At 68.0% G+C, this 26,383-nt stretch carries 23 protein-coding genes; 14 read left to right on the forward strand and 9 right to left on the reverse strand.

What is annotated here, in order from left to right:
* Positions 1-2: 2 nt before the first annotated feature.
* Positions 3-1,475, forward strand: coding sequence for a hypothetical protein (locus tag ACFPFG_RS27000; protein WP_183021626.1), 1,473 nt, complete (start codon positions 3-5; stop codon positions 1,473-1,475).
* Between the two features lie 16 nt (positions 1,476-1,491).
* Here the strand turns inward: ACFPFG_RS27000 and ACFPFG_RS27005 are convergent, their stop codons facing one another.
* A complete protein-coding gene (locus tag ACFPFG_RS27005; RefSeq protein ID WP_374623569.1) occupies positions 1,492-2,517 on the reverse strand; it encodes a cytochrome-c peroxidase in 1,026 nt (341 codons plus the stop codon).
* Positions 2,518-3,153: 636 nt separating this feature from the next.
* Between ACFPFG_RS27005 and ACFPFG_RS27010 the strand changes: the two genes are divergently transcribed.
* Complete coding sequence (locus tag ACFPFG_RS27010) at positions 3,154-4,800, forward strand: acyl-CoA synthetase (protein ID WP_183021624.1); 1,647 nt, start codon at positions 3,154-3,156, stop codon at positions 4,798-4,800.
* A gap of 51 nt (positions 4,801-4,851) precedes the next feature.
* Here ACFPFG_RS27010 and ACFPFG_RS27015 read toward each other — a convergent pair whose 3' ends face one another.
* Genes ACFPFG_RS27015 through ACFPFG_RS27025 form a run of 3 tightly spaced genes read right to left on the reverse strand, consistent with a single transcriptional unit; the run spans position 4,852 to position 6,268 of the window.
* Complete coding sequence (locus ACFPFG_RS27015; protein WP_183021623.1) at positions 4,852-5,187, reverse strand: SMR family transporter; 336 nt, start codon at positions 5,185-5,187, stop codon at positions 4,852-4,854.
* A 2-nt stretch (positions 5,188-5,189) separates the two neighbouring features.
* The gene (map, locus tag ACFPFG_RS27020; protein WP_046240831.1) at positions 5,190-5,996 is read right to left on the reverse strand and encodes a type I methionyl aminopeptidase; all 807 of its coding nucleotides are present in this window, start codon (positions 5,994-5,996) and stop codon (positions 5,190-5,192) included.
* Positions 5,993-6,268, reverse strand: coding sequence for a ParD-like family protein (locus tag ACFPFG_RS27025; protein ID WP_183021621.1), 276 nt, complete (start codon positions 6,266-6,268; stop codon positions 5,993-5,995). Before ACFPFG_RS27025 ends, map begins: the two co-directional genes overlap by 4 nt.
* Positions 6,269-6,665: 397 nt before the next feature.
* Between ACFPFG_RS27025 and ACFPFG_RS27030 the strand changes: the two genes are divergently transcribed.
* Positions 6,666-7,988 (forward strand): NAD(P)/FAD-dependent oxidoreductase, encoded by a 1,323-nt coding sequence (locus ACFPFG_RS27030; protein ID WP_183021620.1) that lies wholly within the window; start codon positions 6,666-6,668, stop codon positions 7,986-7,988.
* Positions 7,989-8,004: 16 nt separating this feature from the next.
* On the opposite strand, the gene ACFPFG_RS27035 is transcribed toward ACFPFG_RS27030, so the two are convergent.
* The 5 genes from ACFPFG_RS27035 to ACFPFG_RS27055 all read right to left on the reverse strand — a co-directional run bounded on the left by ACFPFG_RS27035 (position 8,005) and on the right by ACFPFG_RS27055 (position 15,341).
* Positions 8,005-9,618, reverse strand: a complete 1,614-nt coding sequence (locus ACFPFG_RS27035) for a phospholipase D family protein (RefSeq protein WP_380108977.1) — start codon at positions 9,616-9,618, stop codon at positions 8,005-8,007.
* A gap of 23 nt (positions 9,619-9,641) precedes the next feature.
* Positions 9,642-10,871, reverse strand: a complete 1,230-nt coding sequence (gltS, locus tag ACFPFG_RS27040; RefSeq protein WP_380108979.1) for a sodium/glutamate symporter — start codon at positions 10,869-10,871, stop codon at positions 9,642-9,644.
* Between the two features lie 137 nt (positions 10,872-11,008).
* The gene (locus ACFPFG_RS27045; protein ID WP_380108980.1) at positions 11,009-12,643 is read right to left on the reverse strand and encodes an alkaline phosphatase D family protein; all 1,635 of its coding nucleotides are present in this window, start codon (positions 12,641-12,643) and stop codon (positions 11,009-11,011) included.
* A 60-nt stretch (positions 12,644-12,703) separates the two neighbouring features.
* Positions 12,704-14,302: a GGDEF domain-containing protein gene (locus ACFPFG_RS27050; protein WP_380108981.1), complete on the reverse strand. Its 1,599-nt coding sequence runs from the start codon at positions 14,300-14,302 to the stop codon at positions 12,704-12,706.
* Between the two features lie 58 nt (positions 14,303-14,360).
* Positions 14,361-15,341 (reverse strand): NADPH:quinone oxidoreductase family protein, encoded by a 981-nt coding sequence (locus ACFPFG_RS27055; protein ID WP_312376257.1) that lies wholly within the window; start codon positions 15,339-15,341, stop codon positions 14,361-14,363.
* Positions 15,342-15,458: 117 nt separating this feature from the next.
* On the opposite strand from ACFPFG_RS27055, the gene surE reads away from it, so the two are divergent.
* The 11 genes from surE to ispG all read left to right on the forward strand — a co-directional run bounded on the left by surE (position 15,459) and on the right by ispG (position 26,307).
* A complete protein-coding gene (gene surE / locus ACFPFG_RS27060) occupies positions 15,459-16,262 on the forward strand; it encodes a 5'/3'-nucleotidase SurE (RefSeq protein ID WP_380108983.1) in 804 nt (267 codons plus the stop codon).
* On the forward strand, positions 16,259-17,047 hold the full coding sequence (locus ACFPFG_RS27065; RefSeq protein WP_380108985.1) for a protein-L-isoaspartate(D-aspartate) O-methyltransferase: 789 nt from the start codon (positions 16,259-16,261) through the stop codon (positions 17,045-17,047). The genes surE and ACFPFG_RS27065 overlap by 4 nt, the downstream gene beginning before the upstream one ends.
* Positions 17,048-17,060: 13 nt before the next feature.
* Positions 17,061-17,939 (forward strand): peptidoglycan DD-metalloendopeptidase family protein, encoded by an 879-nt coding sequence (locus ACFPFG_RS27070; protein WP_012206826.1) that lies wholly within the window; start codon positions 17,061-17,063, stop codon positions 17,937-17,939.
* Positions 17,939-19,009 (forward strand): RluA family pseudouridine synthase, encoded by a 1,071-nt coding sequence (locus tag ACFPFG_RS27075; RefSeq protein ID WP_183021614.1) that lies wholly within the window; start codon positions 17,939-17,941, stop codon positions 19,007-19,009. Before ACFPFG_RS27070 ends, ACFPFG_RS27075 begins: the two co-directional genes overlap by 1 nt.
* A 110-nt stretch (positions 19,010-19,119) precedes the next feature.
* Positions 19,120-19,911, forward strand: coding sequence for an SMC-Scp complex subunit ScpB (gene scpB, locus ACFPFG_RS27080; protein WP_380108988.1), 792 nt, complete (start codon positions 19,120-19,122; stop codon positions 19,909-19,911).
* Positions 19,908-21,311, forward strand: a complete 1,404-nt coding sequence (locus tag ACFPFG_RS27085) for a pseudouridine synthase (protein WP_197955584.1) — start codon at positions 19,908-19,910, stop codon at positions 21,309-21,311. Before scpB ends, ACFPFG_RS27085 begins: the two co-directional genes overlap by 4 nt.
* A gap of 169 nt (positions 21,312-21,480) precedes the next feature.
* On the forward strand, positions 21,481-21,906 hold the full coding sequence (gene ndk, locus ACFPFG_RS27090; protein ID WP_183021611.1) for a nucleoside-diphosphate kinase: 426 nt from the start codon (positions 21,481-21,483) through the stop codon (positions 21,904-21,906).
* A gap of 92 nt (positions 21,907-21,998) precedes the next feature.
* Positions 21,999-23,123, forward strand: coding sequence for a dual-specificity RNA methyltransferase RlmN (rlmN, locus tag ACFPFG_RS27095; RefSeq protein WP_034396288.1), 1,125 nt, complete (start codon positions 21,999-22,001; stop codon positions 23,121-23,123).
* Positions 23,124-23,172: 49 nt separating this feature from the next.
* Positions 23,173-24,033: a type IV pilus biogenesis/stability protein PilW gene (pilW, locus tag ACFPFG_RS27100; protein ID WP_183021610.1), complete on the forward strand. Its 861-nt coding sequence runs from the start codon at positions 23,173-23,175 to the stop codon at positions 24,031-24,033.
* Positions 24,026-25,021 carry a RodZ domain-containing protein gene (locus ACFPFG_RS27105; protein ID WP_380108990.1) on the forward strand — a complete coding sequence of 332 codons (996 nt, stop codon included), beginning with the start codon at positions 24,026-24,028 and terminating at the stop codon, positions 25,019-25,021. Before pilW ends, ACFPFG_RS27105 begins: the two co-directional genes overlap by 8 nt.
* A 2-nt stretch (positions 25,022-25,023) precedes the next feature.
* A complete protein-coding gene (gene ispG / locus ACFPFG_RS27110) occupies positions 25,024-26,307 on the forward strand; it encodes a flavodoxin-dependent (E)-4-hydroxy-3-methylbut-2-enyl-diphosphate synthase (RefSeq protein WP_183021608.1) in 1,284 nt (427 codons plus the stop codon).
* The last annotated feature ends 76 nt before the right edge of the window (positions 26,308-26,383 follow it).

The raw sequence follows: 26,383 nt of genomic DNA on the forward strand, positions 1-26,383 counted from the left end.
CCATGCTGACCGTATCGACCTTGGCCGCCGCAGCGCTGGCCACCGGCATGGGCAGCGCCATCGTGGTGCAGGACCAGGCCAGCCTGCGCGCCGCGCCGCGCGATGGCGCCCAGCAGCAGGCCAGCCTGTGGCAGGGCGAGGTGCTGGAGATCAGGGGCGAACGCCTGGACTACCTCCAGGTCTGGGACCACAAGCGCGAGCGCGGCGGCTTCATCCGTGCCAGCGATGTGCGCCGCGTGGCCATGACAGAGGCCGAGGCCCCCGCCTTGCTGGCCGTGCTGCGCTTCGTGCAGGACACGCCGGGGGCCGAGGCGCTGGGCATCGGCCTCGCGGCCGCCTACCTGCAGGCGGCGCCCGCCAGGACGCTGGCCGGCGCCGAAGGCGCGCAGGCCTTCGACGCACTGGGCGGCTTTGCCGACCGGCTGGCGCGGCGCGCCTCCGCCGCTGCGCCCGGCAAGACCTCGGGCGCCACGCTGTCGGCCCACCTGGATGTGGCCAACGGCTACGGCCTGCGCTTTGCGACCTATGAGGTCGAAGGCCGCATGCAGGTCTGCTATGAAGGCGAATTCTTCCGCCGCGTGCTGGCCATGCCCGCCGCCGACGCGCCGCAGCGTGCCCGCGCCGCGCTGGCGCTGACACGGCCCGAATGCGTGGACCCCGATCTTCCCGCCCATGAGCGCGCCCGCATGCATGCCTGGCAGGCCGATGTGCTGGAGCGGGTGGATGTGACCGGCCTGCCGCCCTACCTGCGCGGCCGCGTGCAGATGCGCCGCGCCAGCGTGTGGGCGGCGCTGGCCTTCCAGCAGGCGCGCAAGAGCATGGCCGACCCTGCCGTGGCGGCATCGGCCGCCCGGGCGCTGGCCGAGTTCGCGGGCGTCAGCAAATCCGACCTGCCCGATGAAGACCAGAGCGCCTACAACGACGCGGCCATGCGGGTGAGCGCTGTGCGCTGGGCGCTGTCGCCTGTTGCTACTGCGGCTCCTGCTGCCGGAGCCCGCCCGACGCTGCTCACCGAGCCCGGTGCTGCCGGCGAAACCTGCGTGCTGCTGGTGGACGCCCAGCACGGCGCCAAGGCCCCTTTGCTGCGCCGCTGCACCTATGGCGTGGTATGGGCCGCATCGGCCAGCACCAACCGCGAGGGCACGGCCGTGGCCCTGGCCGTGCAGCCGCTGGAAGGCTGGCGCGAACTGTGGGTGCTGCGCAAGACCGAGGCCGGCTGGCTGGCCGATGTGCTGCCCCCGGCCGCCACGGCACCGGAGACCGGCGTGGCCGAATGGGCGGGTTGGGTGCCTGGCGGCCAGCTGATGCTGGTGGCGCGCGAGGCCCGCGGCCAGGGCCGCTACCGCAAGAGCTTCGAAGTGGTGCGGCTGGACGGCCTGGCCACCGAGCGCGTGACCGGCGATGTATCGGCCCTGCCGCTGTTCCAGCGCTGGCAGGACCCGGCCTGGAAGCGCCAGTCCCTGAGCCTGCGCTGAACAGGCTTTGCCCTCCTCAGTTGTCGAACGGCTTGGGGCGCGGCGTGGTGTCGCTGGACGGCGGCAGTATGGGCATGACCAGGCGAGGCTGGTCGCCGGTCAGCGTCTTGAGAAAGGCCACGATCTTGGCGTTCTCGTCCTCGCTGAATTGGCGGCCCAGCTGCAGCCGGCCCATCACGTCCACGGCCTGGCTCAGCGTGTCGGCCGCGCCATCGTGGAAGTAGGGGTAGGTCAGCTCCACGTTGCGCAGCGTGGGCACCTTGAAGCTGAAGCGATCCGTGTCGTTTCCGGTGACGGCCGAGCGGCCCTGGGCGTCCACGCTGGCCTTGTAGGGCTCGACAATGCCCATCTTCTGGAAGGAATTGCCACCCACGGCCGGGCCGTTGTGGCAGGCCACGCAGCCGCTTTCCTTGAACAGCCTGTAGCCGGCCAGCTCGTCCCGGCTCAGTGCCTTGCGGTTGCCCTTGAGCCACTGGTCGAAGCGTGCATTGGGCGTGACCAGGGTTTCCTCAAACGCGGCGATGGCGTCCGTGACCTGGTCGATGGTCAACGGCTCCTTGCTGAACACCTTCCTGAATTCGGCACGGTAGGCCGGGATGGAGGCCAGCATGTCCACGGCCAGCTCGTGCGTGAAGGCCATCTCGCCCGGGTTGGCGATGGGGCCGCCGGCCTGCTCCTTGAGGTCCTTGGCCCGGCCGTCCCAGAACTGGGCCAGGTTCAGGCTGGAGTTGAGCACCGTGGGCGAGTTGATGGGCCCCTTTTGCCAGTTGTGACCGATGGAGGTCTTGAGGTTGTCGCTGCCGCCCATGCCCAGGTTGTGGCAGGAGTTGCAGGAAATGAAGCCCGAGCGCGACAGGCGCGGATCGAAGAACAGCTTCTTGCCCAGCTCGACCATGGCCGGGTGGGTGATCCGTGCCGGTGCAATCGGCTGTATCGGCTCGGAGGATGCGGGCGGCTGGGCGGCCTGCGTGCCCAGACTGCAGGCGGCGGCGATCAGCGCCGCTGCCAGAGGGCGGACGGAAAAAAAGGCGTGTCGTGTCATGGGGGCTCCCGCTGCTTGTTATTGGATGCGGGCCGTGTGCGGATGGGCCGCCGGTGGGGGCTGCCTGCCGCACTGCGGCACCGCTTTCAATCTAGGCCAGGCAGGCACTGCGCCCATTGCGTTGGCTCAAGCGAGGGAGCCGTAGAAAGCAGGATTCAGCGATGAGCCAAAAAAAAAGCCTGCACCGGTGGGGTGCAGGCTCGTCTCCAACGATGCCTGGAGCGTTGCCAGGCTACTCCTCTAGGAACTCCATGTGCGCCTTCCAGCGTTGCTGGCCGGCGAATCCAAGCGGCGATTCTAAGAGTGAAGCCGGGGCCGTGCGGCCAAGTGATCTGATAAATGATGTCTTATAGAGGACTGCTTCCATGCACTCGCGTTGAAGACGGCCGAAAGCACTTTTTCAGAAAGACCAAGTGATTGTTCTGCATGGGTATTTACAGTTTTCATGGAATTCTGAAAGTTGTGATGCCTGCAAAGACCATGCATGCCGCTTTGGTTATCCGGGCATGTGCGGTGGCGTGCCAGGTGGCCACGCATCAAGCTTGTGTAAGCCTGTCTTGCTATATCTTCAGGTTTCGCCCGCCTGCAGCGGCAGGCCCGCATCACATCAAGAACCCCAGCGAACCGGAGACCACGATGACCAGCATTTACGACCAGCACCTGGACCGCAACAGTGCCAACCATGCGCCGCTCAGCCCCTTGGGCTTCATCGCCCGAACGGCCGAGGTCTATCCCGAGCGGCTGGCCGTGGTCCACGGCGCGCTGCGCCGCAGCTGGGGCGAGACCTATGCGCGCTGCCGCCAGCTGGCCAGCAGCCTGCACAAGGCGGGCGTGGGCAAGAACGACACCGTGGCCGTGATGCTGCCCAATACGCCGCCCATGGTGGAGGCGCATTTCGGCGTGCCCATGGCCGGCGCCGTGCTCAATGCGCTGAATACGCGGCTGGATGCGGAAACCATTGCCTTCATGCTGGACCACGGCGAGGCCAAGGTGCTGATCGTGGACCCGGAGTTCACGGGCGTGGTGGCCAGGGCGCTGAAGCTGCGCCAGCGCAGCGCGCCGCTGCTGGTGATCCAGGTCGAGGACGCGCTCTACGGCCCGGCCGCCGAGCAGGTGGGCAGCCTGGACTACGACGACTTCGTGGCCGGTGGCGATGCCGGTTTCGACTGGCAGCTGCCCGCCGACGAGTGGGACGCCATTGCGCTGAACTACACCAGCGGCACCACGGGCAATCCCAAGGGCGTGGTCTACCACCACCGGGGCGCGGCCATCAATGCCATCAGCAATGTGCTGGAGTGGGACATGCCCAAGCACGCCGTCTATCTGTGGACCCTGCCCATGTTCCATTGCAACGGCTGGTGCTTCCCCTGGACGGTGGCGGCGCGCGCCGGCGTCAACGTCTGCCTGCGCCGGGTGGAGGCCCAGGCCATCTTCGATGCCATCCGCAACCATGGCGTGACGCACTACTGCGGCGCGCCCATCGTGCATGGCCTGCTGGTCAACGCGCCGGCCGCCATGAAGGAGGGCGTGCCCGCCGGGGTCAAGGCCATGGTGGCTGGCGCGGCGCCACCAGCGTCGATGATCGAGGGCATGGAGCAGCTGGGCTTCGACATCACCCATGTCTACGGCCTGACCGAGGTCTACGGCCCGGCCACGGTCTGCGCCAAGCATGCGGCCTGGGAGGCGCTGGAGATCGGCGAGCGCGCGCGCCTGAATTCACGCCAGGGCGTGCGCTACCACCTGCAGCGCTCGGCCAGCGTGCTCGATCCGGAGACCATGGAGGCCGTGCCCCATGACGGCCAGACCATGGGCGAGATCATGTTCCAGGGCAACATCGCCATGAAGGGCTATCTGAAAAACCCGCAGGCCACGGACGAGGCCTTCCGCGGCGGCTGGTTCCACACGGGCGACCTGGCCGTGCAGCATCCGGACGGCTATATACAGATCAAGGACCGCAGCAAGGACATCATCATCTCTGGCGGCGAGAACATCTCGTCCATCGAGGTCGAGGACGTGCTCTACCGCCACCCGGCCGTGCTGGCCGCCGCCGTGGTGGCCAAGCCCGATCCCAAGTGGGGCGAGACGCCCTGCGCCTTCATCGAGCTGAAGGCCGGCGCCCAGACCACGGCGGAGGACATCATGGCCCACTGCAAGAAGCACCTGGCCGGCTACAAGGTGCCGCGCGCCGTGGTCTTTGGCGAGCTGCCCAAGACGAGCACGGGCAAGATCCAGAAGTTCGAGCTGCGCCGGCAGGCCGGATCGGTCCAGGCCATCACGGGCTGACGGGCGGGGCAGCGGCGCAGTGGGCTGGCGCCCTGGTGCCGCGGATGCGCCTCAGTGCCCCGCCGTCTTCGAGAACAGCTGGATGACCAGCACGCCCGCGACGATCAGGCCCATGCCCGCCAGCGCGGGCAGGTCCAGCGTCTGGCCCTGCCAGAGCCATCCGACCAGCGAGATCAGCACGATGCCCGCGCCCGACCAGATCGCATAGGCCACGCCCGTGGGCACGGTGCGCAGCGTCAGCGACAGGAAGTAGAAGGCCAGCGCGTAGCCCAGGACCGTGACCACGCTGGGCCACGGCCGCGTGAAGCCTTCGGACTGCTTGAGGCAGGAGGTGGCCGCCACCTCGGCGACGATGGCCAGGCCCAGGTACAGGTAGTTGGACGCCATGCTCAGATGGCCGCGTAGCTGCCCGTGCCCTCGGGCCAGCGCGTGAGCACGTCGAAGCCCGTGTCGGTCACCACCACCATGTGCTCCCACTGGGCGGACAGCGACTTGTCGTTGGTGATCACCGTCCAGCCGTCGGCCAGTTCGCGCGTGGCCGCCTTGCCGGCGTTGAGCATGGGCTCGATGGTGAAGATCATGCCGGCCTCCAGCACCATGCCCTGGCCGGGCTGGCCGTAATGCAGCACCTGGGGGTCGTCGTGGTAGACCTTGCCGATGCCGTGGCCGCAGTACTCGCGCACCACGCTGAAGCGCTCGCGCTGGGCCACGGTCTGGATGGCATGGCCGATGTCGCCCAGCGTGGCGCCGGGGCGCACGGCGCGGATGCCCGCCAGCAGGGCCTCGTAGGTGGTCTCCACCAGGCGGCGCGCCTGGTTGGAGGGCTGGCCCACGTAGTACATGCGGCTGGTGTCGCCGATCCAGCCCTCGGGCGTGGTCACGGCCACATCGACATTGAGGATGTCGCCCTCGCGCAGGATCTGCCGGGCGTCGGGGATGCCGTGGCAGACCACGTGGTTGGGCGAGGTGCAGACCGTCTTCGGAAAGCCGTGGTAGCCCACGTTGGTGGGCACGCAGCGCAGTTCATCGACGATGAAGTCATGGCAGAGCCTGTCCAGGTGCTCGGTGCTGACGCCCGGCTGCACGTGGGGCACCAGCATCTGCAGGACGCGGGCGGCCAGGCCACCGGCCTTGCGTGATTGCCCGATATCGAGGGCATCGTGCAGCGGCACGCTGCGCAGCTTGGCGCCCCTCATTGCAGGCCTCCCGACAGGCGCACGGGGCGCGGGCGGCGTGCCGCCGTATCGGTGGGGGCTGGCGCCGCCTCGGGCTCGCCCAGCTTCAGCGTGGCCGCAGCCTCTTGCAGCAGCAAGGCGCAGATGCCTGCGTAGTCGAGATGGGGATGGTGTTCGGCCAACTGGCCGACACGCAGCCAATGCTCGGCCTGGGCGTTGATGGATCGACCCAGGGCCGCGCTGGACAGGCGGATCTGGTCGTGCAATTGGTCGGATATTTTGACGATTCCCATGGGTTGGCGATCATACGGGGAATATACGTTTCGTATATTGACAATCGCAAATCGCGGGTCCGGCGGCGGGGAATTCGTGCAGGCCTGCAGATGCAGGCCGTCGTATCGTCGGCAAGGTTGCGCGACGGACGGTGCGAATGCTCTTGTGTTGATAGCGCAGTGACCAGGTCCGGCTGTCCATACGGCAGGAATGAGGTTTTTTCTGAAGCGCAGTCCTGTACAAGACCCGGCCTTGCGCGATCGCCGGTCTTCTATCAGATATCTGTTGCAGATCTGGGGCTTACCCCTAGCAAGTCGCCTGCTACCCAAACTGACAAGAATCAAGACTGTCTGGAAGCGAATGGCCTGCAAGCCGGCGCATGGTGCGGCCGGCCGGGCCTTCCGGCAGGGAGCAGCAATGGGCAAGGAACAAGAAGCGGGTTCGGCAACGGGGTCGGGCGGGGCGCGCATCGTCGTCGTGGGCGGCGGCGTGGCGGGGCTGGAGATTGCCACGGCGCTGGGCAAGGGGCGCACGGAGGCCATCGGCTCGGTGACCCTGGTGGACAGCGATTCGGCCCATGTCTGGAAGCCCATGCTGCACACCATTGCGGCCGGCACGCGTGACCTGGCCCAGCAGCAGACCACCTACCTGGCCCAGGCCAGCGACGCCAGCTTTGCCTACCAGCCCGGCGAAATGTGCGGCCTGGACCGCGAGGCCCGCGAGGTGCTGCTGGCCCCCATCGAGGCGCCCGATGGCCGAGAGATCGTGCCGGGCCGGCGCATTGCCTACGACAGGCTGGTGATCGCCGTGGGCAGCGGCGCCAATGATTTCGGCACGCCGGGCGTGGACGAGCACTGCTTCATGATCGACTCGCGCCGCAAGGCCGACGCCTTCAACAGCGAGATCCGCCTGCGCATGGTGCGCTGCATGACCAGCGGCGAGCAGCTGCGCGTGGCCATCGTGGGCGGCGGCGCCACGGGCGTGGAGCTGGCGGCCGAGCTGGTGCAGCTGGCCGAGAGCGCCCGGGCCTACGGCGCGCTGGGCGAGGCCGCGCGCTTCGGCATCGTGCTGATCGAGGCCGGGCCGCGCCTGCTGCCCGGTTTTCCCGAGGAGATTTCCGAAGCCACGCGCCTGCGGCTGCAGGCCCTGGGCGTTTCGGTGATCGTCAACGGCCGCGTGCAGTCGGCCAGCGAAGAGGGGTTCGTGCTGGCCAGCGGCGAGTTCGTCCCCGCAGGCCTGCGTGTCTGGGCGGCGGGCGTGAAGGCCCCGGCCTTCCTGGCGCAGCTGGGACTGGAGACCACGCAAGGCAACCAGCTCAAGGTCAACGGCCAGTTGCAGACCAGCGACCCGAATGTCTACGCCGTGGGGGATTGCGCCAGCTTCACCCTGCCCGGCGCCAGCGTGCCGCTGCCGCCCACCGCCCAGGTGGCGCACCAGCAGGCCCGCTATCTGGTGGAAACGCTGCCGCGCCTGCTGCAGGAGCCGGGTTTTCGTCCCGAAGGCTTTGCCTACCGAGACTTTGGCGCCCTGGTGTCGCTGGCCCACTACGACGCCTATGGATCGCTGGGAAAATTCGGCCTGTTCAATGGCGGCGTGATCCGCGGGCGCATGGCCATGCTGAGCCACATCATGCTGTACCGCTCGCACCAGGCCCGCATCTACGGCTTTTGGCGCGGCGGGCTGCTGTGGCTGATCGATTTGATGAATTCGCGCCTGCGCCCGTCGATCCGGCTGGACTGAGCGGCGAGGCCCGGCATCAAAGCAGCCCCTCGATGGGCAGCCAGCCCAGCACGCGCAGCATCAGGCGCTTGAATGCACTGCTGCCGGGCTCGGTGGTGGTGGTGAGTGGCTCAGGCGGCGTGCCGCTTTCCGTGGTCCAGCTCAGGCGGCCCTGTGCATCGATCTGCACATGGTAGGCGGCCGCTGGCAGGCTCTGGTCGAGCATGCGGCTCATCTGCGAAGCCATCTCGGGGCTGTCGATCAGCAGGCCCATTTCGGTGTTGAGGTGGGCCGAGCGCGGGTCGAAGTTGAACGAGCCCACGAAGATGCGCTCGCCATCGACCGCAAAGGTTTTGGCATGCAGGCTGGAGCCAGAGCTGCCAGGGCGGCTGCCCGAACCCAACCCCGCTTTCCCTGCCGATGCTGCAGCGGGCGAACGCGGGCCCGGGTTGGGTTCCTCGCCCTCTGCGCCGATCTGCCGACGCAGCTCGTACAGCTGCACGCCTTCCTCGATCAGCGGGCGTCGGTACCGGGCATAGCCGGCGTGGACCACGGCCACGTCGGTCGCCTCCAGGCTGTTGGTGAGCACGCGCACGGCAATGCCCTGGCGGCGCAGGCCGGCCAGGGCGCGCACACCGGCCTCGGTGGGCACGAAGTAGGGCGAGACCAGGTCCAACTGGCGCTGCGGCTGGCCGATGGCGGGTGCCAGCTGGGTGATCAGCAGCCCCTGCCTGGGCGCCTGGCCCAGCACCTTGGCCGGGTCGTCGCTGACCAGGGTGGCGCGGGCCCATTGCAGTGGCAGGCGGCCGGCCAGCAGCTCTTGCGTGAACGGGCTTTGCGCCACGGCGCGCACATAGGCCTGGGCCTCGGGGCGCTGCACCTCGGTGGCCAGGGCCTCGCTGGCGCGCGCCACCGCATAGTCGGGCAGCGGCGGCAGCAGGCTGGCCACGGGGTAGGCCGAGGCGCTGGCCCAGTACTGGTCGAACGAGTGCGCGATATCGGCCACCACCGGCCCCATGGCGACCACGTCCAGGTCGGCGAACAGCACGCCGTCGGTGGCTGCGAAGTACTCGTCGCCGATATTGCGTCCACCCACGATGCTGGCCTGGCTGTCGGCCGTGAAGCTCTTGTTGTGCATGCGCCGCTGCGTGCGCGAGAAATCCGTCACATAGCCCAGCGCCTTGGGCGTGCGCTGCGCAAAGGGGTTGAACAGCCGCACCTCGATCTGCGGATGCCGGTCCAGCGCGCTGAGCTGCGTGTCCAGCCCTGCCGTGCCGCCGTCGTCCAGCAGCAGGCGCACGCGTACGCCCCGGTCGGCGGCCTGGCGCAGTTCGTCAAGCAGCAGGTGGCCCGTGGTGTCGTCACGCCAGATGTAGTACTGCATATCCAGCGTGCGCTGGGCCACGCGGGCCAGCAGGGCACGCGCCGCGTAGGCGTTGCGTGCATCGGAAAGCGCGTGGATGCCGGTGAGCCCCGGATGCTGGTCCAGCAGCGGTGCCAGCGCCTGGCCCAGCAGCGTGGCCTGGGCGGCCTCTGGCGCCAGCGCCGTGGATTCGCTGCGGCCGGCCAGCGGCGGCAGGCTGCAGCCTGCCAGCAGCAGGGTCAGGACGAGCGCCTGGGTGGTGGCAAGGGCGCGGCGCAGCAGGGGCATGGTGCGTTCGGTGTTCGCAGTGGTCAGTGCAGCCAGCGGATGAACAGCTGGATCACCGTGGCATTGACGATGTCGACGAAGAAGGCTCCCACCATCGGCACGATGAGGAAGGCCTTGTGCGAGGGGCCGTACTGGTTGGTGATGGCCTGCATGTTGGCCACGGCCGTGGGCGTGGCGCCCATGCCGAAACCGCAGTGGCCGGCGGCCAGCACGGCCGCATCGTAGTTGCTGCCCATGATGCGGAAGGTCACCAGCGCGGCATACAGGCCCATCACCAGGGTCTGGGCCGCCAGGATCACCATCAGCGGCGCCGCCAGCCCGGCCAGCTCCCACAGCTTGAGCGACAGCAGGGCCATGGCCAGGTAGATGGACAGCGAGGCATTGCCGAAGACGTCGATGGCCCGGTCGAATACCTGGAAGTGGAAGACATAGTCCAGCGTATTGCGGATCACCACGCCGCCTGCCAGCGCCCAGACGAAGGTGGGCAGGGAGAACAGGGTGCCGGCGGTGAACTGCGCCATGAACTCGGCAAAGCCCAGGCAGCCTGCGAACAGGGCCAGTGTTTCTATGGCCGCGCTGGTGGTGATCAGGCGCGTCTGCTCGGGATTCTCGAAGCCGCCGTGGCTTGCACTTTCGCCCAGCGGGGGCTGTTTTTCGGGGGCGGCTGCGGGGTCGTGCACGGCAAGCCTTCGGCGCGTGATCAGGGCCTTGGCCAGCGGGCCGCCGATCAGGCCGCCGATCACCAGTCCGAAGGTGGCACAGGCAATGCCCAGCGTGACTGCGCCCTGGATACCGTATTCACGCTCGAAAACCTGGCCCCAGGCGCCTGCCGTGCCATGGCCGCCCGTCAGGGTGACGGAGCCTGCGATCAGCCCGAACAGCGGGTCGAGCTCGAGCATCGTGGCCAGGCTCACGCCCACCAGGTCCTGCAGGCCGATGAAGACGGCGACCACGGCCAGGAACAGCAGCAGCGAACGGCCGCCTTCGCGCAGCTTGGCGAAATTGGCGCTCAGCCCGATGGACGAGAAAAACACCAGCATGAAGGCCATCTGCAGCTCGCTGCTGAAGCTGAAGGTGTAGCCCAGGGCCTGGTTGAGCACGAACAGGGCGACGGCGACCACCAGACCGCCGGCCACGGGCTCGGGGATGTTGAATTCGCGCAGCAGGCGCAGGTGCTGCACCAGCCATTTGCCCAGCAAAAGGACGAGGGCGGCGAAGATCAGGGTGTAGTAGGCGCTGAAAGTCAGGTGCATGGCTTCCGTGTTCTGGTGGGCGGGGCAAGGCAGCTCACCATACGATAGGCGGCATGCCGGGGGGCGATGTCAGGATAGCCACTGATTCCCAGGCCTGCTGAAAGTGCCCTTCGGTCGTGCCCTGCGTCAGTGCCCTGTCAGCTGGCTACGGGGCCGGGCCGCCTGTCCTCGACGGTGAAGCGGGCCAGCGTGTAGATGCGGCTGTCGGCGCGCATGGGATTGGCCACGGCACGCAGCTCGCTGGTCCAGCGTTCGGGCGTGATGTCTGCCAGGCCATAGCCGCGTTCCTCGCAGCGTGCGTACAGCACCTGCGGGTTGTGGGCGGCGATGGCATCGACCTTGGCCTGTGTGGTGCCGCTGCGCGAGGTGATCGAGGTGCTGCAGAACTCGCTGGCCACGATGGGGTTGCGCCGTTCGGGCGCGGCCTCGGGATCGGCATGCACGGCACAGACGTAGTTCTGGTGCAGGTCGCCGCCCAGCAGCACGCTGTTGCGCGGCGTGGGCTGGGCGCCCGGCGTGAGGTGGCGCACCAGGCGCTGGCGCGCGGCCGGGTAGCCGTCCCAGCTGTCCGTGGCCTGCGATCCCGAGGGCGGCCGGTGCGCGGACAGCAAGGTGGGCTGGGCCAGGATGCTCCAGCGCGGCCCCTCGCTGCCCTGGTGGCGGGCGTCCTCGGCCAATTGGCGGTACAGCCACTGCTCCTGGGTCCAGCCCAGGAAGCTGCGCGCCGTGTCCGACAGGGCCGCACATTGCGCAGGGCGCACGCTGCCCTTGTCTGCCTCGCCCTCGGCACGGCAGGCCTGGGCGCTGCGGTACTGGCGGCCGTCCAGCAGATGCAGCCGGGCCAGCCGGCCCCATTGCAGGCTGCGGTACAGCTGCAGGCCGCCGCCGCCATGCGATGCCCCGGCGCCCGTCAGCGCACTGGCGCGCAGCGGCATGTTTTCGTAGAAGGCCTGCCAGGCGGCCATGCGCCGGGCCAGGAAACGCGCGGCATCGCCCTGGCCCTGGTCGCCCGCGTAGTTGTTCTCCACCTCATGGTCGTCCCAGCCCACGGACCAGTTGCACAGGGCGTGCGCGGCCTGCAGCAGCGGGTCGCTCTTGTGCAGCGCGTAGCGGTCGCGGTAGTCCTGCAGGGTCTGCGCGGCGCGCAGGTTGTGCGTGCGTGCCAGGCCCAGCGTCATGGCGGGCGTGGCGTATTCGTAGATGTAGTCGCCCAGGAAGATCACCAGGTCCGGCGCGTCCTGCACCACCTGGCGCCAGGCTGCGTAGTAGCCGTGCTCCCAGCGCTGGCAGGAGGCATAGGCCAGGCGCAGGCGCTGCGGCATGCTGCCGGGGGCGGGCGCCGTGCGGCAGCGGCCCGTGCCGCTGACCGCCTGTCCCAGCATGAAGCGGTAGTGGTACCAGCGGTCGGGCGCCAGTCCTCCCACCTGCACATGCACGCCGTGGCCCCATTCAGGCCGGGCCATGGCCTCGCCGCTGCGCACGATCTGGCGGAACAGCGGGTCGTGCGCCAGCTCCCAGCGGATCTTGAGCGCAGGCATGGCCGTGGTGTCGGTCTCGCCCAGCTGGGCCAGCGGCGGCGTCAGCCGCGTCCACAGCAGCACGTTGTCGGGTTCGGGGTCGCCGCTGGCCACGCCCAGCGTGAAGGGGTTGTGCGCAGGCCGTTCGCCCAGCCGGGCCCAGGCAGGCAACTGGCCCAGCGCCGTGGCCAGGCCCGAGCCGACCAGAAACTGGCGCCGCGGTGCAGGGACGGAGGCGCTGAAGGGCAGGTGCATGGCGGTTCGGGGCAGGTGGCGCAAAAAAGCGGGGAAAGACGGGGCTTGGCCTGGGGTGGATCAAAGGCCGGTGCCTGCATTTCCAACTGACTGCCATTGTGCGCCTGATGCCGTGGCAATGCAGCGCTTGCCGCGCTCCTTGGCCTGCAGCATGGCGGTGTCGGCGCGGCGCAGCACGTCCATGCCGTTTTCGTGGCTTTGCAACTGGGCCACGCCCGCGCTGAAGCTCAGGGGCCGGGGCGCGGGCTGGCCTGGGGTCTGCGCAGATGCGGACAAAGGCGCCTGCTCCAGCAACTGCAGAAGGCGCTGCAGTGCCTGGGCGCCCGCCGTCTCCGGGGTCTGTGGCAGCAGCAGCACGAAGGCCTGGCCTTCGTAGCGGCCCACCACGTCTTCCGGCCGCAGTCCCTGGCGTGCCAGCTGGGCCACATGCACCAGCGCGGCATCGCCCATGGCATGCCCCAGTTCGGCATTGAGGGCCTGCATGCCGTCCATATCGACCAGGGCAACGCTCAGCGGCTGGCCATGGCGCTGTGCGCGTGCCACCTCGCGGTCCAGCGCCTCGCTCACGCCCAGGCGGTTGAGCTGGCCGGTCAGCGGGTCGTGGCGTGCGCGGCGCGCGGCCTCGTCCAGCTCCTGCTGCAGTGTTTCGATGCGGGCCTCGCAGGCATCGACATGGGTGCGCAGCGCCTGCAGCTCCTCCTGGGCCACGCGGCTGCCGGCGGCCATGGTGCGCGTGGCCTCCAGCACCTGCTGCAGCAGCGGGGCTGCGTCTTCCAGGCGCTGGATGCCGTCCAGCTGGCGTGCCGCCTCTTCCATGCGGGTGCCCAGCGTTTCGTTGCTGCTCGTGATCTGCGCCAGGTGCTGGACGAAGCCGCCCAGCATGTCCCTGAGCGCCTGCTGCGCGGCGGCCATGCCGTCCTGCAACTGCAGGCGCCGGTGGATCACGGTCTGCAGCTCGCGCCGTGCATCGGCCAGGGGCGCGGGCGACAGCGGCGGGGTGATGGCCTGCTCGATGGCCGTGAGCTGCTGCACCAGCCAGCTGCCATGCGTGGGGTCCTGGGCCAGGTGCTGCACCAGGGTCTGCAGCAACTCCTGCATCAGCTGCAGGACCTGAAGCTGGTCGGCGATGGAGAACGTCAGCGGGTAGTGCTGGTCGTGCAGGCGCCGCGCCAGGGCCTTGGCATCCACGGGCGGCGACTGCAGTTGCTCCATCAACTGCTGGTGCAGTTGCCCGGTTTTGGCGTCCTGGGTGTCCAGCAGCGTGGACAAGGCCTCGAAGCGCCGCGCCAACTGCTGGGTCAGGTCGTCGGGCAGGGCCTGGACGGGCGGCGGCACGGGCAGTTCCACGGGCCTGGCCTCATGGGTGGGCGGCTGCAGGGCTGCGTTGGCATAGGCGGTGATGACCTGCTGCAGCCCTTGCCAGTCGCTGCGCTCTATGGCGGCACCCAGCTGGTCGCGCAACCGCTTTTGCCCGGGCGTCTGCGCAGGCAGCAGCGCGTGGACATGGCGCAGCGGGCCCTGGGGAAAGCTGGCGGGGCCGGGCTCGCCGGCCGCCTGTTCATAAAGGCGGGTGTAGTTTTCCGGGGTGGGCGGCAGGCGGTTCAGCGCCAGCTGCCGCAGGGTTTCGCGTGCCAGTTCGGAAGCGGAGCGCTCGGCCATGGGTGGGCAGTTGTTTCAGAATGCAATGCCCTCCAGTGTGGCATGGCCAGCGCCCGGTTCACTGCTCGTTGACCATCACCAGCTTGCCCTGCACCTGGCGCGATCCCATGCGCGTATAGGCGGCGTGCAGCTCGGCCATGGGCATGGTGCGGTCGATCACGGGCTTGATCTTTCCCTGGCCGTACCACTGCGCCAGCTCCTGCATCATGGCCGCGTTGGCCTTGGGCTCGCGCCGGGAGAACTCGCCCCAGAAGACGCCCACCAGCGATGCGCCCTTGAGCAGCGGCAGGTTCAGCGGCAGGGCAGGAATCGGGCCTGCGGCAAAGCCCACGATCAGATAGCGGCCGCGCCAGGCGATGGAGCGGAAGGCCGGCTCGGCGAAGTCGCCGCCCACGGGGTCGTAGACCACGTCGGGGCCCTTGCCGTCGGTGGCTTGCTTGATGGCGGCGCGCAGGTCGCCCTGGCTGTAGTTGATGGTGGCGTCGGCGCCCTGTGCCTTGCACAGCGCGCATTTCTCGTCGGTGGAGGCCGCCGCGATCACACGCGCACCCGCTGCCTTGGCGATCTGGATGGCGGCCGTGCCCACGCCGCCCGCCGCGCCCAGCACCAGCACGGTCTCGCCCGCGCGCAGCTGGCCGCGGTCGATCAGCGCATGGTGCGAGGTGGCATAGGTCATGATGAAGGCCGCAGCATCGACGAAGCTGAAACCGTCTGGCAGCGGCATGCAAAGCGCGGCCGGCGCCAGCGTATGGGTGCCGAAGCCCCCGGTGCCCGACAGGCAGGCCACGCGCTGGCCCACGCTCAGGTGGCTCACGCCTTCGCCCACGGCCTGGACCACGCCCGCGTATTCCGAGCCCGGCACGAACGGCAACTCAGGCTTCATCTGGTACTTGTTCTGCACGATCAGCAGATCGGGAAAGTTCAGGCTGGCCGCCTTCACTTCGAGCAGTACCTGCCCCGGGCCCGGCGTGGGCGTGGGCAGCTGCGTCCACTGCAGTTGATCGACGCCTGTGGGCGTGGTGCAAAGCCAAGCGTGCATGGTGGTTGTCTCCTGTGATTGAATGCCTGGCCGATGATAGGAGTGTGGTGGGAATGCCTCCTGTCCCTCGGGCGACGAGACGCACGCCTACAATCGCCCGCAATCCCCGCTGTATCCATGAAGATTCTCATTTGTAACGACGACGGCTACCAGGCGCCCGGCATCCAGGCCCTGTACGAGGCGCTGCGCACGGTGGCAGACGTCGAGGTGGTGGCACCGGAGCACAACAACAGTGCCAAGTCCAACGCCCTGACGCTGAACGCGCCGCTGTATGTGCACCAGGCCCACAACGGCTTTCGCTATGTCAATGGCACGCCGGCGGACTGCGTGCACATCGCCCTGACCGGCCTGCTGGGCTACCGGCCCGACCTGGTGGTCTCGGGCATCAACAACGGCGCCAACATGGGCGACGACACCATCTATTCCGGCACCGTGGGCGCCGCCATGGAGGGCTTTCTGTTCGGCATTCCCGCCATTGCCTTCTCCCAGGTGGACAAGGGCTGGTCCGAGATCGAGGCCGCTGCCGCCGCCGCGCGCCAGCTGGTCATGGACATGCAATCGCAGGAACTGATCGGCCTGTCGCCCTGGCTGCTCAACGTGAACATTCCCAACATGCCCTTGTCCGCGCTCAAGCCCCTCAAGCTGTGCCGGCTGGGCCGCCGCCATGCGGCCGAACGCGTCATCACCCAGGAGAGCCCGCGCGGCGAAATGATGTACTGGATAGGCAGCGCAGGCGCGGCCAAGGATGACTCGGAGGGCACGGACTTCCACGCCACGGCGCACGGCCATGTGTCCGTCACGCCGCTGAAGGTGGACCTGACCGACCACGACAACCTGGGCTACTGGGCACAGACGGCGGCCAGGCTGGCGTCGGCCGGCCAGGGCGTGCAGGCAGCCCAGGGCGGGGCGGTGCAGCCGTGAGCGAGCGCCGTCCCGGAGTTCCCTCGTGGGTGGCGCGCTCGGTGCAAACCCCTGCGCCGACCTCGCGCGCGGCGCCTGCGCGCTCTGCGCTGGCGCCGGCCGGTGCCCGTGCCCCGCAACAGCCTTCGGGCATCGGCCTGGACTCGGCCGCCGTCCGCGCCCGCATGGTGCAGCGGCTGGCTGCCACCGGCATACAGTCGCCGGCCGTGCTGGCCGCCATGGGATCGGTGGAGCGCCACCGCTTTGTGGACAGTGCCCTGGTCAATCAGGCCTATGAAGACACCAGCCTGCCGATCGGCCTGGGCCAGACGATCTCCAAGCCCAGCGTGGTCGCCCGCATGACCGAGCTGCTGCTGGGCTCGGAGGCCGCGAAGTCGGGGCTGGGCCGCGTGCTGGAAATCGGCACGGGCTGCGGCTACCAGGCGGCGGTGCTGGCGCGCGTGGCACGCGAGGTCTATTCGATCGAGCGCCTGCGCGGCCTGCACGAGAAAGCGCGCAGCAATCTGCGTCCCTGGCGGCTGACCAATGTCCATCTGATCTTTGGAGATGGCATGGAAGGCTATGGCAGCGGCGCGCCGTATGCGGGCATCATCTCGGCCGCTGGCGGCGAGAGCATGCCCTCGGCCTGGTGCGACCAGCTGGCCGTGGGCGGGCGGCTTGTCGCCCCCATGGTGGTTACGGGTGGTAAGCAGGCACTGCTGGTGATTGACAAGAGTTCACACGGGTTTACGCAGTCGATTTTGGAGGCCGTGAACTTTGTCCCCCTAAAATCGGGCATCGCCTAGAAGGGAATAACTTATGTTGGTATCGCGAAGTCTTGGGGCTTGGGGAACGGTGGTGCTGGCCGGCATGGTTCTGGCAGGCTGCACATCCCAAGTGAACAGGGCTCCCGTGGAGGACCGTGGAACGACCACCACCTCCTCCACCTCTTCCTCGCCATCGGCAGCCGTCAAGCCGCTGCCCGGCGTCGAAAACGCCGGCAAGCCCGGCTACTACACGATCAAGCCCGGTGACACGCTGATCCGCATCGGCCTGGAAACCGGCCAGAGCTGGAAGGACATCGCGCGCTGGAACAATCTGGAGAACCCCAACCTGATCGAAGTCGGTCAGGTGGTGCGCGTCGTGCCGCCGACCAGCTCGGACAGCGTCGGCACGCGCCCCTCGTCCACTGCCTCCTCCACGCCCAGCGGCTCGCCCGTGGTGGCGACGCCGCTGCCGCCCGTGGCATCGTCGGGCGGCTCCACTGCAACGCCTGCACCCGCACCGACCCCGGCACCCGCCCCTGCACCCGCAGCCGGCAAGGGCGCCGACGATGTGGACTTCATCTGGCCTGCATCGGGCAGCCTGATCGCCGGCTTTGACGAGGCGCGCAACAAGGGTTACGACATCGCAGGCAAGGCCGGCGATCCCGTGATGGCCGCTGCCGATGGTCGCGTGGTCTATGCCGGCGCCGGCCTGCGTGGCTATGGCAACCTGATCATCCTCAAGCACAACAACACCTACCTCACGGCCTACGCGCACAACCAGACGCTGCTGGTCAAGGAAGACCAGACCGTGCGCAAGGGCCAGAAGATCGCCGAGATGGGCAGCACCGACGCGGACCGCGTGAAGCTGCACTTCGAGGTGCGTCGCCAGGGCAAGCCTGTCGATCCTTCGCGCTACCTGCCTTCGCGCTGATGAGCCGCAGCACCAGGCAAACCGGACAAGCCCCTGCCCCGCAGGGGCTTGTTTCTTCTGCGCCCGGCGAATCGCCGTGGGAGCCGGTCGAGGACGAGGCCGAAGGCGGCGAGGTCGAGGCCGCCGCAGCCGAGCTGCGCGAGATCACCGTGCCCCCGGCCCAGCACGGCCTGCGCGCCGACAAGGTGCTGGCCGAATGCGTGGCCGAGTTCTCCCGCAGCTATCTGCAGCAACTGCTGGCGCAGGGCGCGGTCACGCTCAACGGGCGTGTGCTGGTCAAGCCGGCCACCAAGGTGGCTGCCGGCGACCGGATGGTGCTGGAGATGCGGCCCACGCAGCAGAGCATGGCCTTCCAGCCCGAAGACATGGCGCTGGACGTGGTGTATGAGGACGAGCACCTGCTGGTCGTCAACAAGCCGGCTGGCCTGGTCGTGCACCCGGCCCCGGGCAATTGGACGGGAACCCTGCTCAACGGCCTGCTGGGGCGCGACCCCAAGGCGCGCGAGGTGCCGCGCGCCGGCATCGTCCACCGCCTGGACAAGGACACCAGCGGGCTCATGGTGGTGGCGCGCAGCCGCGCCGCCATGGACGCGCTGGTGTCCATGATCGCCGCGCGCGATGTCAGCCGCCAGTACCTGGCACTGGCCCACAAGGCCTGGGGCCCGCGCAAGCGCCGCGAGGTCGATGCGCCCATCGGCCGTGACCCGCGCAACCGACTGCGCATGGCCGTTGTCGACCTGGCACAGCATGCGGGCAAGACCGCGCGCACCGACATCGACCTGCTTGCCGGCAACGAGGAAGTCAGCCTGGTGCGCTGCACGCTGCACACGGGCCGCACTCACCAGATCCGCGTGCACATGGCATCGCTGGGCCACCCGCTGGTGGCCGATGCCGTCTACGGCGGCAAGGAGGCTGGCGGCATGGCGCGCCAGGCGCTGCACGCCTTCCGGCTGGCCTTCACCCATCCCATGACAGGCCAGGCCCTGGTGCTGCGCGCGCCGCTGCCGCCCGATATGGCACAGGCGCTGGAAAATTGGGGGCTGAGCTACAATCCCGCCGAAAGCCTCTGACCATCTCTCGCATGGCATCCGTGGAGCGCTTGCTTCCTCTTCTTTGATTCGGCGCACCCTGGCTGCCACCTCTGGTGGCACGCGCGCCTTTGTTCCCGAGACGCTGAGCCATGAATACGGTAGATGCCAAGCGGGTCCTGGAAACTGCATTGATCTGTGCGCCGCAGCCTGTCACGCTGCGTGAGCTGCGCTCGCTGTTCGATGACGTGCTGGGCTCCGACACGCTGAAGGACCTGCTGCTGGACCTGCAGAAAGACTGGGCGCAAAAGGGTGTGGAGCTGGTGCAGGTGGCGTCTGGATGGCGCTTCCAGAGCCGGCCCGAGATGCGGGTCTATCTGGACCGGCTGCATCCCGAAAAGCCGCCACGCTACACCCGCGCGACCCTGGAGACGCTGGCGATCATCGCCTACCGCCAGCCAGTGACGCGTGGCGACATCGAGGACATACGCGGCGTGACGGTCAACAGCCTGCTGATCAAGCAACTGGAAGACCGGGGCTGGATCGAGGTGATCGGCCACCGGGAGACCGTGGGCCGGCCGTCGCTGTTTGCCACCACGCGCCAGTTTCTGGACGACCTGGGCCTGCAGTCGCTGGACCAGTTGCCCATGCTCGAGGAGCCCGAATCCCAGCAAAGCCTGTTCAAGGCGCTGGAAGAGTCGGGTGCGCAGGAATTGGTAGCGGACGAGGCCGCGCCAGCCGGTGACGCTCCTCTGCCCGAAGAGCCCCCGGGCGAGACAGATGCCACGGGATCGGACGGGGCAGATGCCGCAATGGCAGCAGATACGGCTCAAGCTGATACAGCAGACCTGGCGGACGCGGCAGAGACAACAGATACAACGGATACAGCGGATACAACGGATACGGACGGCGCTGCAAAGCAGGCCGAAGAAGGAAAGCCATGACGGGTAGTGATATCTCCAAAGACCAGGACGCCCAGCCGGCGTCCGATGAGGCCGGCGCGCAGCGCAAGGCCCGCCCCGCGCGCTCGCGCGCTCCCAAGGCCGGGTCGCGGCCCGGCGCCAAGCCTGTGCGCAAGCCGCGTCCGGCCGCCGAGGCGGTGCATGCCGAAGACACCGTGCAAGAGCTGGCGCCTGCTGATGCACCAGAGTCGACCGACTCAGGGTCTGTCGAAGGTTACGGTTTTGCGGACGTCATCTCGGGCGAGCTCGACGCGGCCGAAGAGCGCGACGATGCTGCGCCTGCCAAGCGCGTGCTGCTGCCCCAGGTCGATTCGCCCAAGCTGCACAAGGTGCTGGCCCAGGCCGGGCTGGGATCGCGCCTCGAAATGGAGCAGCTCATTCTGGAAGGCCGCATCTCGGTCAACAACGAGCCTGCCCACGTGGGCCAGCGCATCCAGTTCGGCGACCAGATCAAGGTCAATGGCCAACCCATCCGTTTTCGCATCGACCCGCCGCCGGCGCGTGTCATCGCCTATCACAAGCCCGTGGGCGAGGTCGTCACGCATGACGATCCGCAAAACCGTCCCACGGTGTTCCGCAAGCTGCCTCGCCTGCAGCATGGCAAATGGCAATCGGTGGGCCGCCTGGACCTGAACACCGAAGGCCTGCTGCTGTTCACCAGCTCGGGCGAGCTGGCCAACTCCCTGATGCACCCGCGCTTCGGCCTGGAGCGCGAATACGCAGCCCGCGTGCTGGGCGCGCTCAGCAAGGAAGAAAAGCAGCGCCTGACCGACGGCGTGCAGCTGGAAGACGGCGTGGCCGCCTTCGGCTCCATCGAGGACGGCGGTGGTGAAGGCGCCAACTGCTGGTACCGCGTGACCATTTCCGAAGGCCGCAACCGCGAAGTGCGCCGCATGTTCGAGGCGGTGGGCCATGCCGTGAGCCGGCTGATCCGCATCCGCTACGGCGCCATGGTGCTGCCGCGCGGCCTCAAGCGCGGCGCCTGGGTGGAGCTGGACCAGGCCGATATCCAGTCCCTGGCTTCGGCAGCCGGCATGCAGGCGCGTGCGCCCGCTGCACCCAAGCCCCCGGCCGGAGGCCGCCGTGGTGGCCCGGCCGACCGCAATACCGTTCGCCGCGAAGGCGGCGGCCGCTACTTCGACGGCAATCGCCCGGCGCCCAACGCCATGCTCGACGGCCCGCGTGCCAAGCCTGCCGCCAAGGGCGGCAAGGCTGACGGCGGCCAGGGACAGGGCAAGGGGCAGGGCGGTGCAGGCGGTCGGGGCAAGGGCGGCGGCAGCCAGCAGCCCGATCCGATGCGTACATCGGTGGGCTACATCGGCTCCGACAGCCTGTCGCGTGCACGCCAGAACGCCAAGCGCAAGCCGGGAGGACGCCGCTGAAAGGCGGCCGGGCCGTCCGCCTTCTGGTTCATCCGGAGGTGGTCGGCCCGCCCTGTAAGCCTGCCATTTGGCAGCACCATGTCATCAAGGACTTTGATGGCACAGCTAGAATCAACGGTTTTGTCCAATTGACAAAAATCCATAGTAACCCTGATTAGGAACCATTCAAATGGCCATCGAACGCACTCTTTCCATCATCAAGCCCGACGCCGTTGCCAAGAACGTGATCGGCCAGATCTACGCACGCTTCGAAGGCGCTGGCCTGAAGGTCATCGCTGCCAAGATGGTGCACCTGTCGCGCGGCGAAGCCGAGCAGTTCTACGGCGTCCACAAGGAGCGTCCTTTCTTCAAGGACCTGGTGGACTTCATGATCTCCGGCCCCGTGATGATCCAGGCTCTGGAAGGCGAGAACGCCATCCTGAAGAACCGCGAACTGATGGGCGCCACCGACCCCAAGAAGGCTGAGAAGGGCACGATCCGCGCCGACTTCGCCGACAGCATCGACGCCAACGCCGTGCACGGCTCTGACGCCGCTGAAACTGCAGCCGTGGAAGTGGCTTTCTTCTTCCCCGGCATGAACGTCTACTCGCGCTAATCCCCGCGTCTTCCGCGGCCGTCATGGTCTGTCCGGTGCAGGCCGTGCCTGCCGCGGAAGAGCCGAGAGCGGCGTGGCACCGGCCTGCCGACATGAATACCAATTTGCTAGATTTTGATCTCGACGGACTTGCCGCTTACTGCGAGCAACTCGGCGAGAAGCGTTTCCGCGCGACGCAGCTGTTCCGCTGGATCCACCAGCGAGGCGCCAGCGACTTCGACCAGATGAGCGATCTGGCCAAGTCCCTGCGCGAAAAGCTCAAGGCGTGTGCCCACATCACGGCCCTGCCGGTTCTGACCGAGCATGTGTCTGCCGATGGAACAGTCAAGTGGCTGTTCGACGTGGGAGGCGGCGATGCCGTCGAAGCCGTTTTCATTCCCGAAGATGACCGGGGCACGCTGTGCGTGTCGTCCCAGGCGGGCTGCGCCGTGGGCTGCCGCTTCTGCTCCACGGGTCACCAGGGCTTCAGCCGCAACCTCAGCACGGGCGAGATCCTGGCCCAGCTGTGGTATGCCGAGCATGCGCTGCGCAAGCGCCTGGGCACGGGCGGCGAGCGCGTCATCTCCAACGTGGTGATGATGGGCATGGGCGAGCCGCTGCAGAACTACACGGCCCTGGTGCCGGCGCTGCGCGCCATGCTCGATGACCATGGCTACGGCCTCTCGCGCCGCCGCGTGACCGTGTCCACATCGGGCGTGGTGCCGATGATCGACCGGCTGTCCCAGGACTGCGCCGTGGCCATGGCCGTGTCGCTGCATGCGCCCAATGACGAGCTGCGCGACCCGCTGGTGCCGTTGAACCGCAAGTACCCCATCCACGAGCTGCTCGATGCCTGCGAGCGCTACCTGGAATTCGCGCCCCGTGACTTCATCACGTTCGAGTACTGCATGCTCGATGGCGTCAATGACCAGCCTGAGCATGCGCGCCAACTGATAGAGTTGGTCCGCGCGCGTGGCGATGGCCGCAGCTGGTGCAAGTTCAACCTGATTCCGTTCAATCCGTTCCCGGCCTCGGGGCTGCTGCGTTCACCCGCAGCGCGGGTGACGGAGTTCGCCAGCCTGCTGAGCAATGCCGGCATCGTGACCACGGTGCGCAAGACTCGTGGCGACGACATCGATGCAGCCTGCGGACAGCTGGCTGGCGATGTCAAGGACCGCACGCGCGCTGCCGAGCGCATGGCCAGGCAGCGCACCATTGTTCTCAAGCAGGTGCCTTGAGAAGACCTGGGGCATGCCTGGCATGCCCCGACGGAACAAAGGACAGTTCATGAAGTCAGTGGCTCGGCGGCTGCGAACGGGGGAAATCGGTACAGGCATGCGCTGGGCGGTGCCCGCGCTGGTTCTTGTCTTGGCGGGCTGCGCGGGCAAGCAGCCCTTGGTGCCTCCGGCGAATTCTGGCTCCGGCAACGCTTCCTCCGTCTCCAATGCCTCGATGGCTTCTGCCGCCGAGGTCGATCCTCGCCGCCGCGCGAGCATCCGCCTGGAGCTGGCGGCTTCCTATTTCCAGGCTGGCCGCATCGATGTGGCCCTGGAGGAGGTGAACCAGGCGCTGGTCTCCGACCCCGCTTCCGCCGATGGCTACGGCCTGCTGGCCCTGATCTACATGCGCAACCAGGACTGGGACCAGGCCGATGCCAGCCTGCGCAAGGCGATGTCGCTGCGACCCCAGGACGGCGACCTGCAGCACAACTACGGCTGGCTGCTGTGCCAGCGCAAGCAATACGTGCAAGCCCAGGAATGGCTGGACAAGGCCCTGGCCCAGCCCGGCTACCTGGAGCGCCCCAAGACCTGGATGGCCAAGGGCCTGTGCCTGCAGCAGGCCGGCCTTCTGGTCGAGGCCCAGCAGGCGCTGCTCAAAGGCTATGAACTCGATCCCGCCAACCCGGTGATCGCCTACCACCTGAGCAACGTGATGCTGCAGGGCGGGGACGCCAAGAGGGCGCAGTTCTACATCCGGCGCCTGAACAGCAGTCCCCAGTCCAATGCGGAAAGCCTGTGGCTGGGCGTCAAGATAGAGAGGGCGCTGCAGCAATCTGCAGCGATGCGGCAGCTGGCTGACCAGCTGCACCAGCGCTTCCCCGAGTCCCGCCAATGGCTGGCCTACGAGCGTGGAGCATTCAATGAGTGAGGTGTTGGCGGTGCATGACGAAGCAGGTACGCAAGGCGAGAATGCCCAAACTTCCATGACGGCGGGCACGCTGCTGCGCCAGGCGCGCGAGGCGGCAGGCCTGTCGCTGGCCGGGCTGGCGGCGGCGCTCAAGGTGCCGGCCCCCAAGCTGGAGGCCCTGGAGGCGGATGACTATGCCGCATTCCAGGACCATGTCTTCATGCGGGCCCTGGCGCAAAGCGTCTGCCGCACGCTGCGCGTGGACTCGGCCTCGGTGCTGGCCCTGTTGCCGCGCACCCAGCTCAAGAGCCTGGCCGACGATCGCGGCAGCATCAATGCCACGTTCAAGGAACGCTCCTTCAAGGTCACAGGAACACCGCTGGGTCGCGAAAACGGTTCGCGCAAGGTGGCCATCATCGTGCTGCTGCTGCTGGCCGCTGCCGCTGCCGTGTACTTCCTGCCCAGGCACGAAGGCGACGCCGAAGAGCCGCAGGCCGGCGCTTCCGATGCCGCAGCCCTGGTGCAGCCTGCAGGGGCTGGGTCCGAGCCCGTGGCGGTCCAGGAGTCCGTTGCGCCTGCTGCGCCGGCGCCGGCCGATGTGCCTGATGCATCTGCATCTGTACCGGCAACTTCAGCTCCTGCCGCGGCAGCCGTTCCGGCTCCTGCGTCCACCACAACGCCTGCTGCCCCTGCTGCTGCGACAGTCCCTGCCGCCGATGCGCCTGCCGATGGCGCAGCAGCGACATCGGCAGCCACCGCGGCGCAAACGCCTGGTGGCGTGCTGGTCATGAAGGCCAACGCACAATCGTGGGTACAGGTGAAGGATTCCGGTGGCCGCGTGGTGCTGCAAAAGACGCTGGCGGCCGGTGAATCCATTGGTGCCGAGGGCGCGCTGCCGCTGTCGGTCATCATCGGCAATGCCAGCGGCACCGAGGTGCGTGTGCGTGGCGAATTGCTGGAAGTCGCCAAGACCACCCGCGACAATGTGGCCCGCTTTGAGGTGAAGTGACCGTGCAAGATCTCCCCATCACGCAGCAGCCGATAGCGATTGCCTCGCCGCTGCCGCGCAAGTCCCGCCAGGCCCGTGTGGTCTGGCGCAACAACGTCGTCACCGTGGGCGGCGACGCGCCTGTGCGCGTGCAGTCCATGACCAACACCGATACGGTGGACGCGGTCGAGACGGCCATCCAGGTGCGCCAGCTGGCCCAGGCCGGCTCGGAGATGGTGCGCATCACCGTCAACACGCCCGAGGCGGCCGCCGCCGTGCCCTATATCCGCGAGCAGCTCGACCGCATGGGCGAGTACGTGCCGCTGGTGGGTGACTTCCACTACAACGGCCACCGCCTGCTCACCGAATATCCTGCCTGCGCCGAGGCACTGTCCAAGTACCGCATCAACCCCGGCAACGTCGGCAAGGGCGAGAAGAAGGACAAGCAGTTCGGCCAGATGATCGAGGCGGCGGCCCGCTACGACAAGGCCGTGCGCATCGGCGTCAACTGGGGTTCGCTGGATCAGGAGCTCATGGCGCGCCTGATGGACGAGAACTCGCGCCGCGCCCAGCCCTGGGATACGCGCCAGGTCATGTTCGAGGCGCTGATCTCCTCGGCCGTCGATTCCGCGCGCCTGGCCGAGTCCATGGGGCTGAACGGCGACAACATCATCCTGTCGTGCAAGGTCAGCGGCGTGCAGGACCTGATCTCGGTCTACCGGGCCCTTGCGCAGCGCTGCGACTATGCGCTGCACCTGGGCCTGACCGAGGCCGGCATGGGTACCAAGGGCACGGTGGCCTCGGCCGCCGCGCTGTCCGTGCTGCTGCAGGAAGGCATTGGCGACACCATCCGCGTCTCGCTCACGCCCCAGCCCGGCGAGGCCCGCACCCAGGAAGTTGTGGTCGCCTCCGAAATCCTGCAGTCCCTGGGCCTGCGCATCTTCGTGCCCAGCGTCACGGCCTGCCCTGGCTGCGGCCGCACCACCAGCACCACCTTCCAGGAGCTGGCCAAGCAGATCGATGACTATCTGCGTGGCCAGATGCCGCTGTGGCGCATGAAGTATCCCGGTGTCGAGGCGATGAAGGTGGCCGTGATGGGCTGCATCGTCAACGGTCCCGGCGAGAGCAAGCACGCCAACATCGGCATCAGCCTTCCCGGCACGGGCGAGGCACCCGCCGCCCCCGTCTACATCGACGGTGAAAAGGCGCTCACGCTGCGCGGCGAGCGGATTGCCGAGGAATTCCAGGCACTGGTCGAAAATTATGTGGCGCGCACCTATGGCGCCACCGCCGCTGCACCCGCCTGAGCGGCTGCATCGAGCATTGCAGTTATTGCAAAATAGATAGCGCACCACGCTTTTCCTCATTGGCTCTCACGCGGAA

The sequence above is a fragment of the Delftia deserti genome (assembly GCF_042653485.1).
Taxonomy (GTDB): domain Bacteria; phylum Pseudomonadota; class Gammaproteobacteria; order Burkholderiales; family Burkholderiaceae_C; genus Comamonas; species Comamonas acidovorans.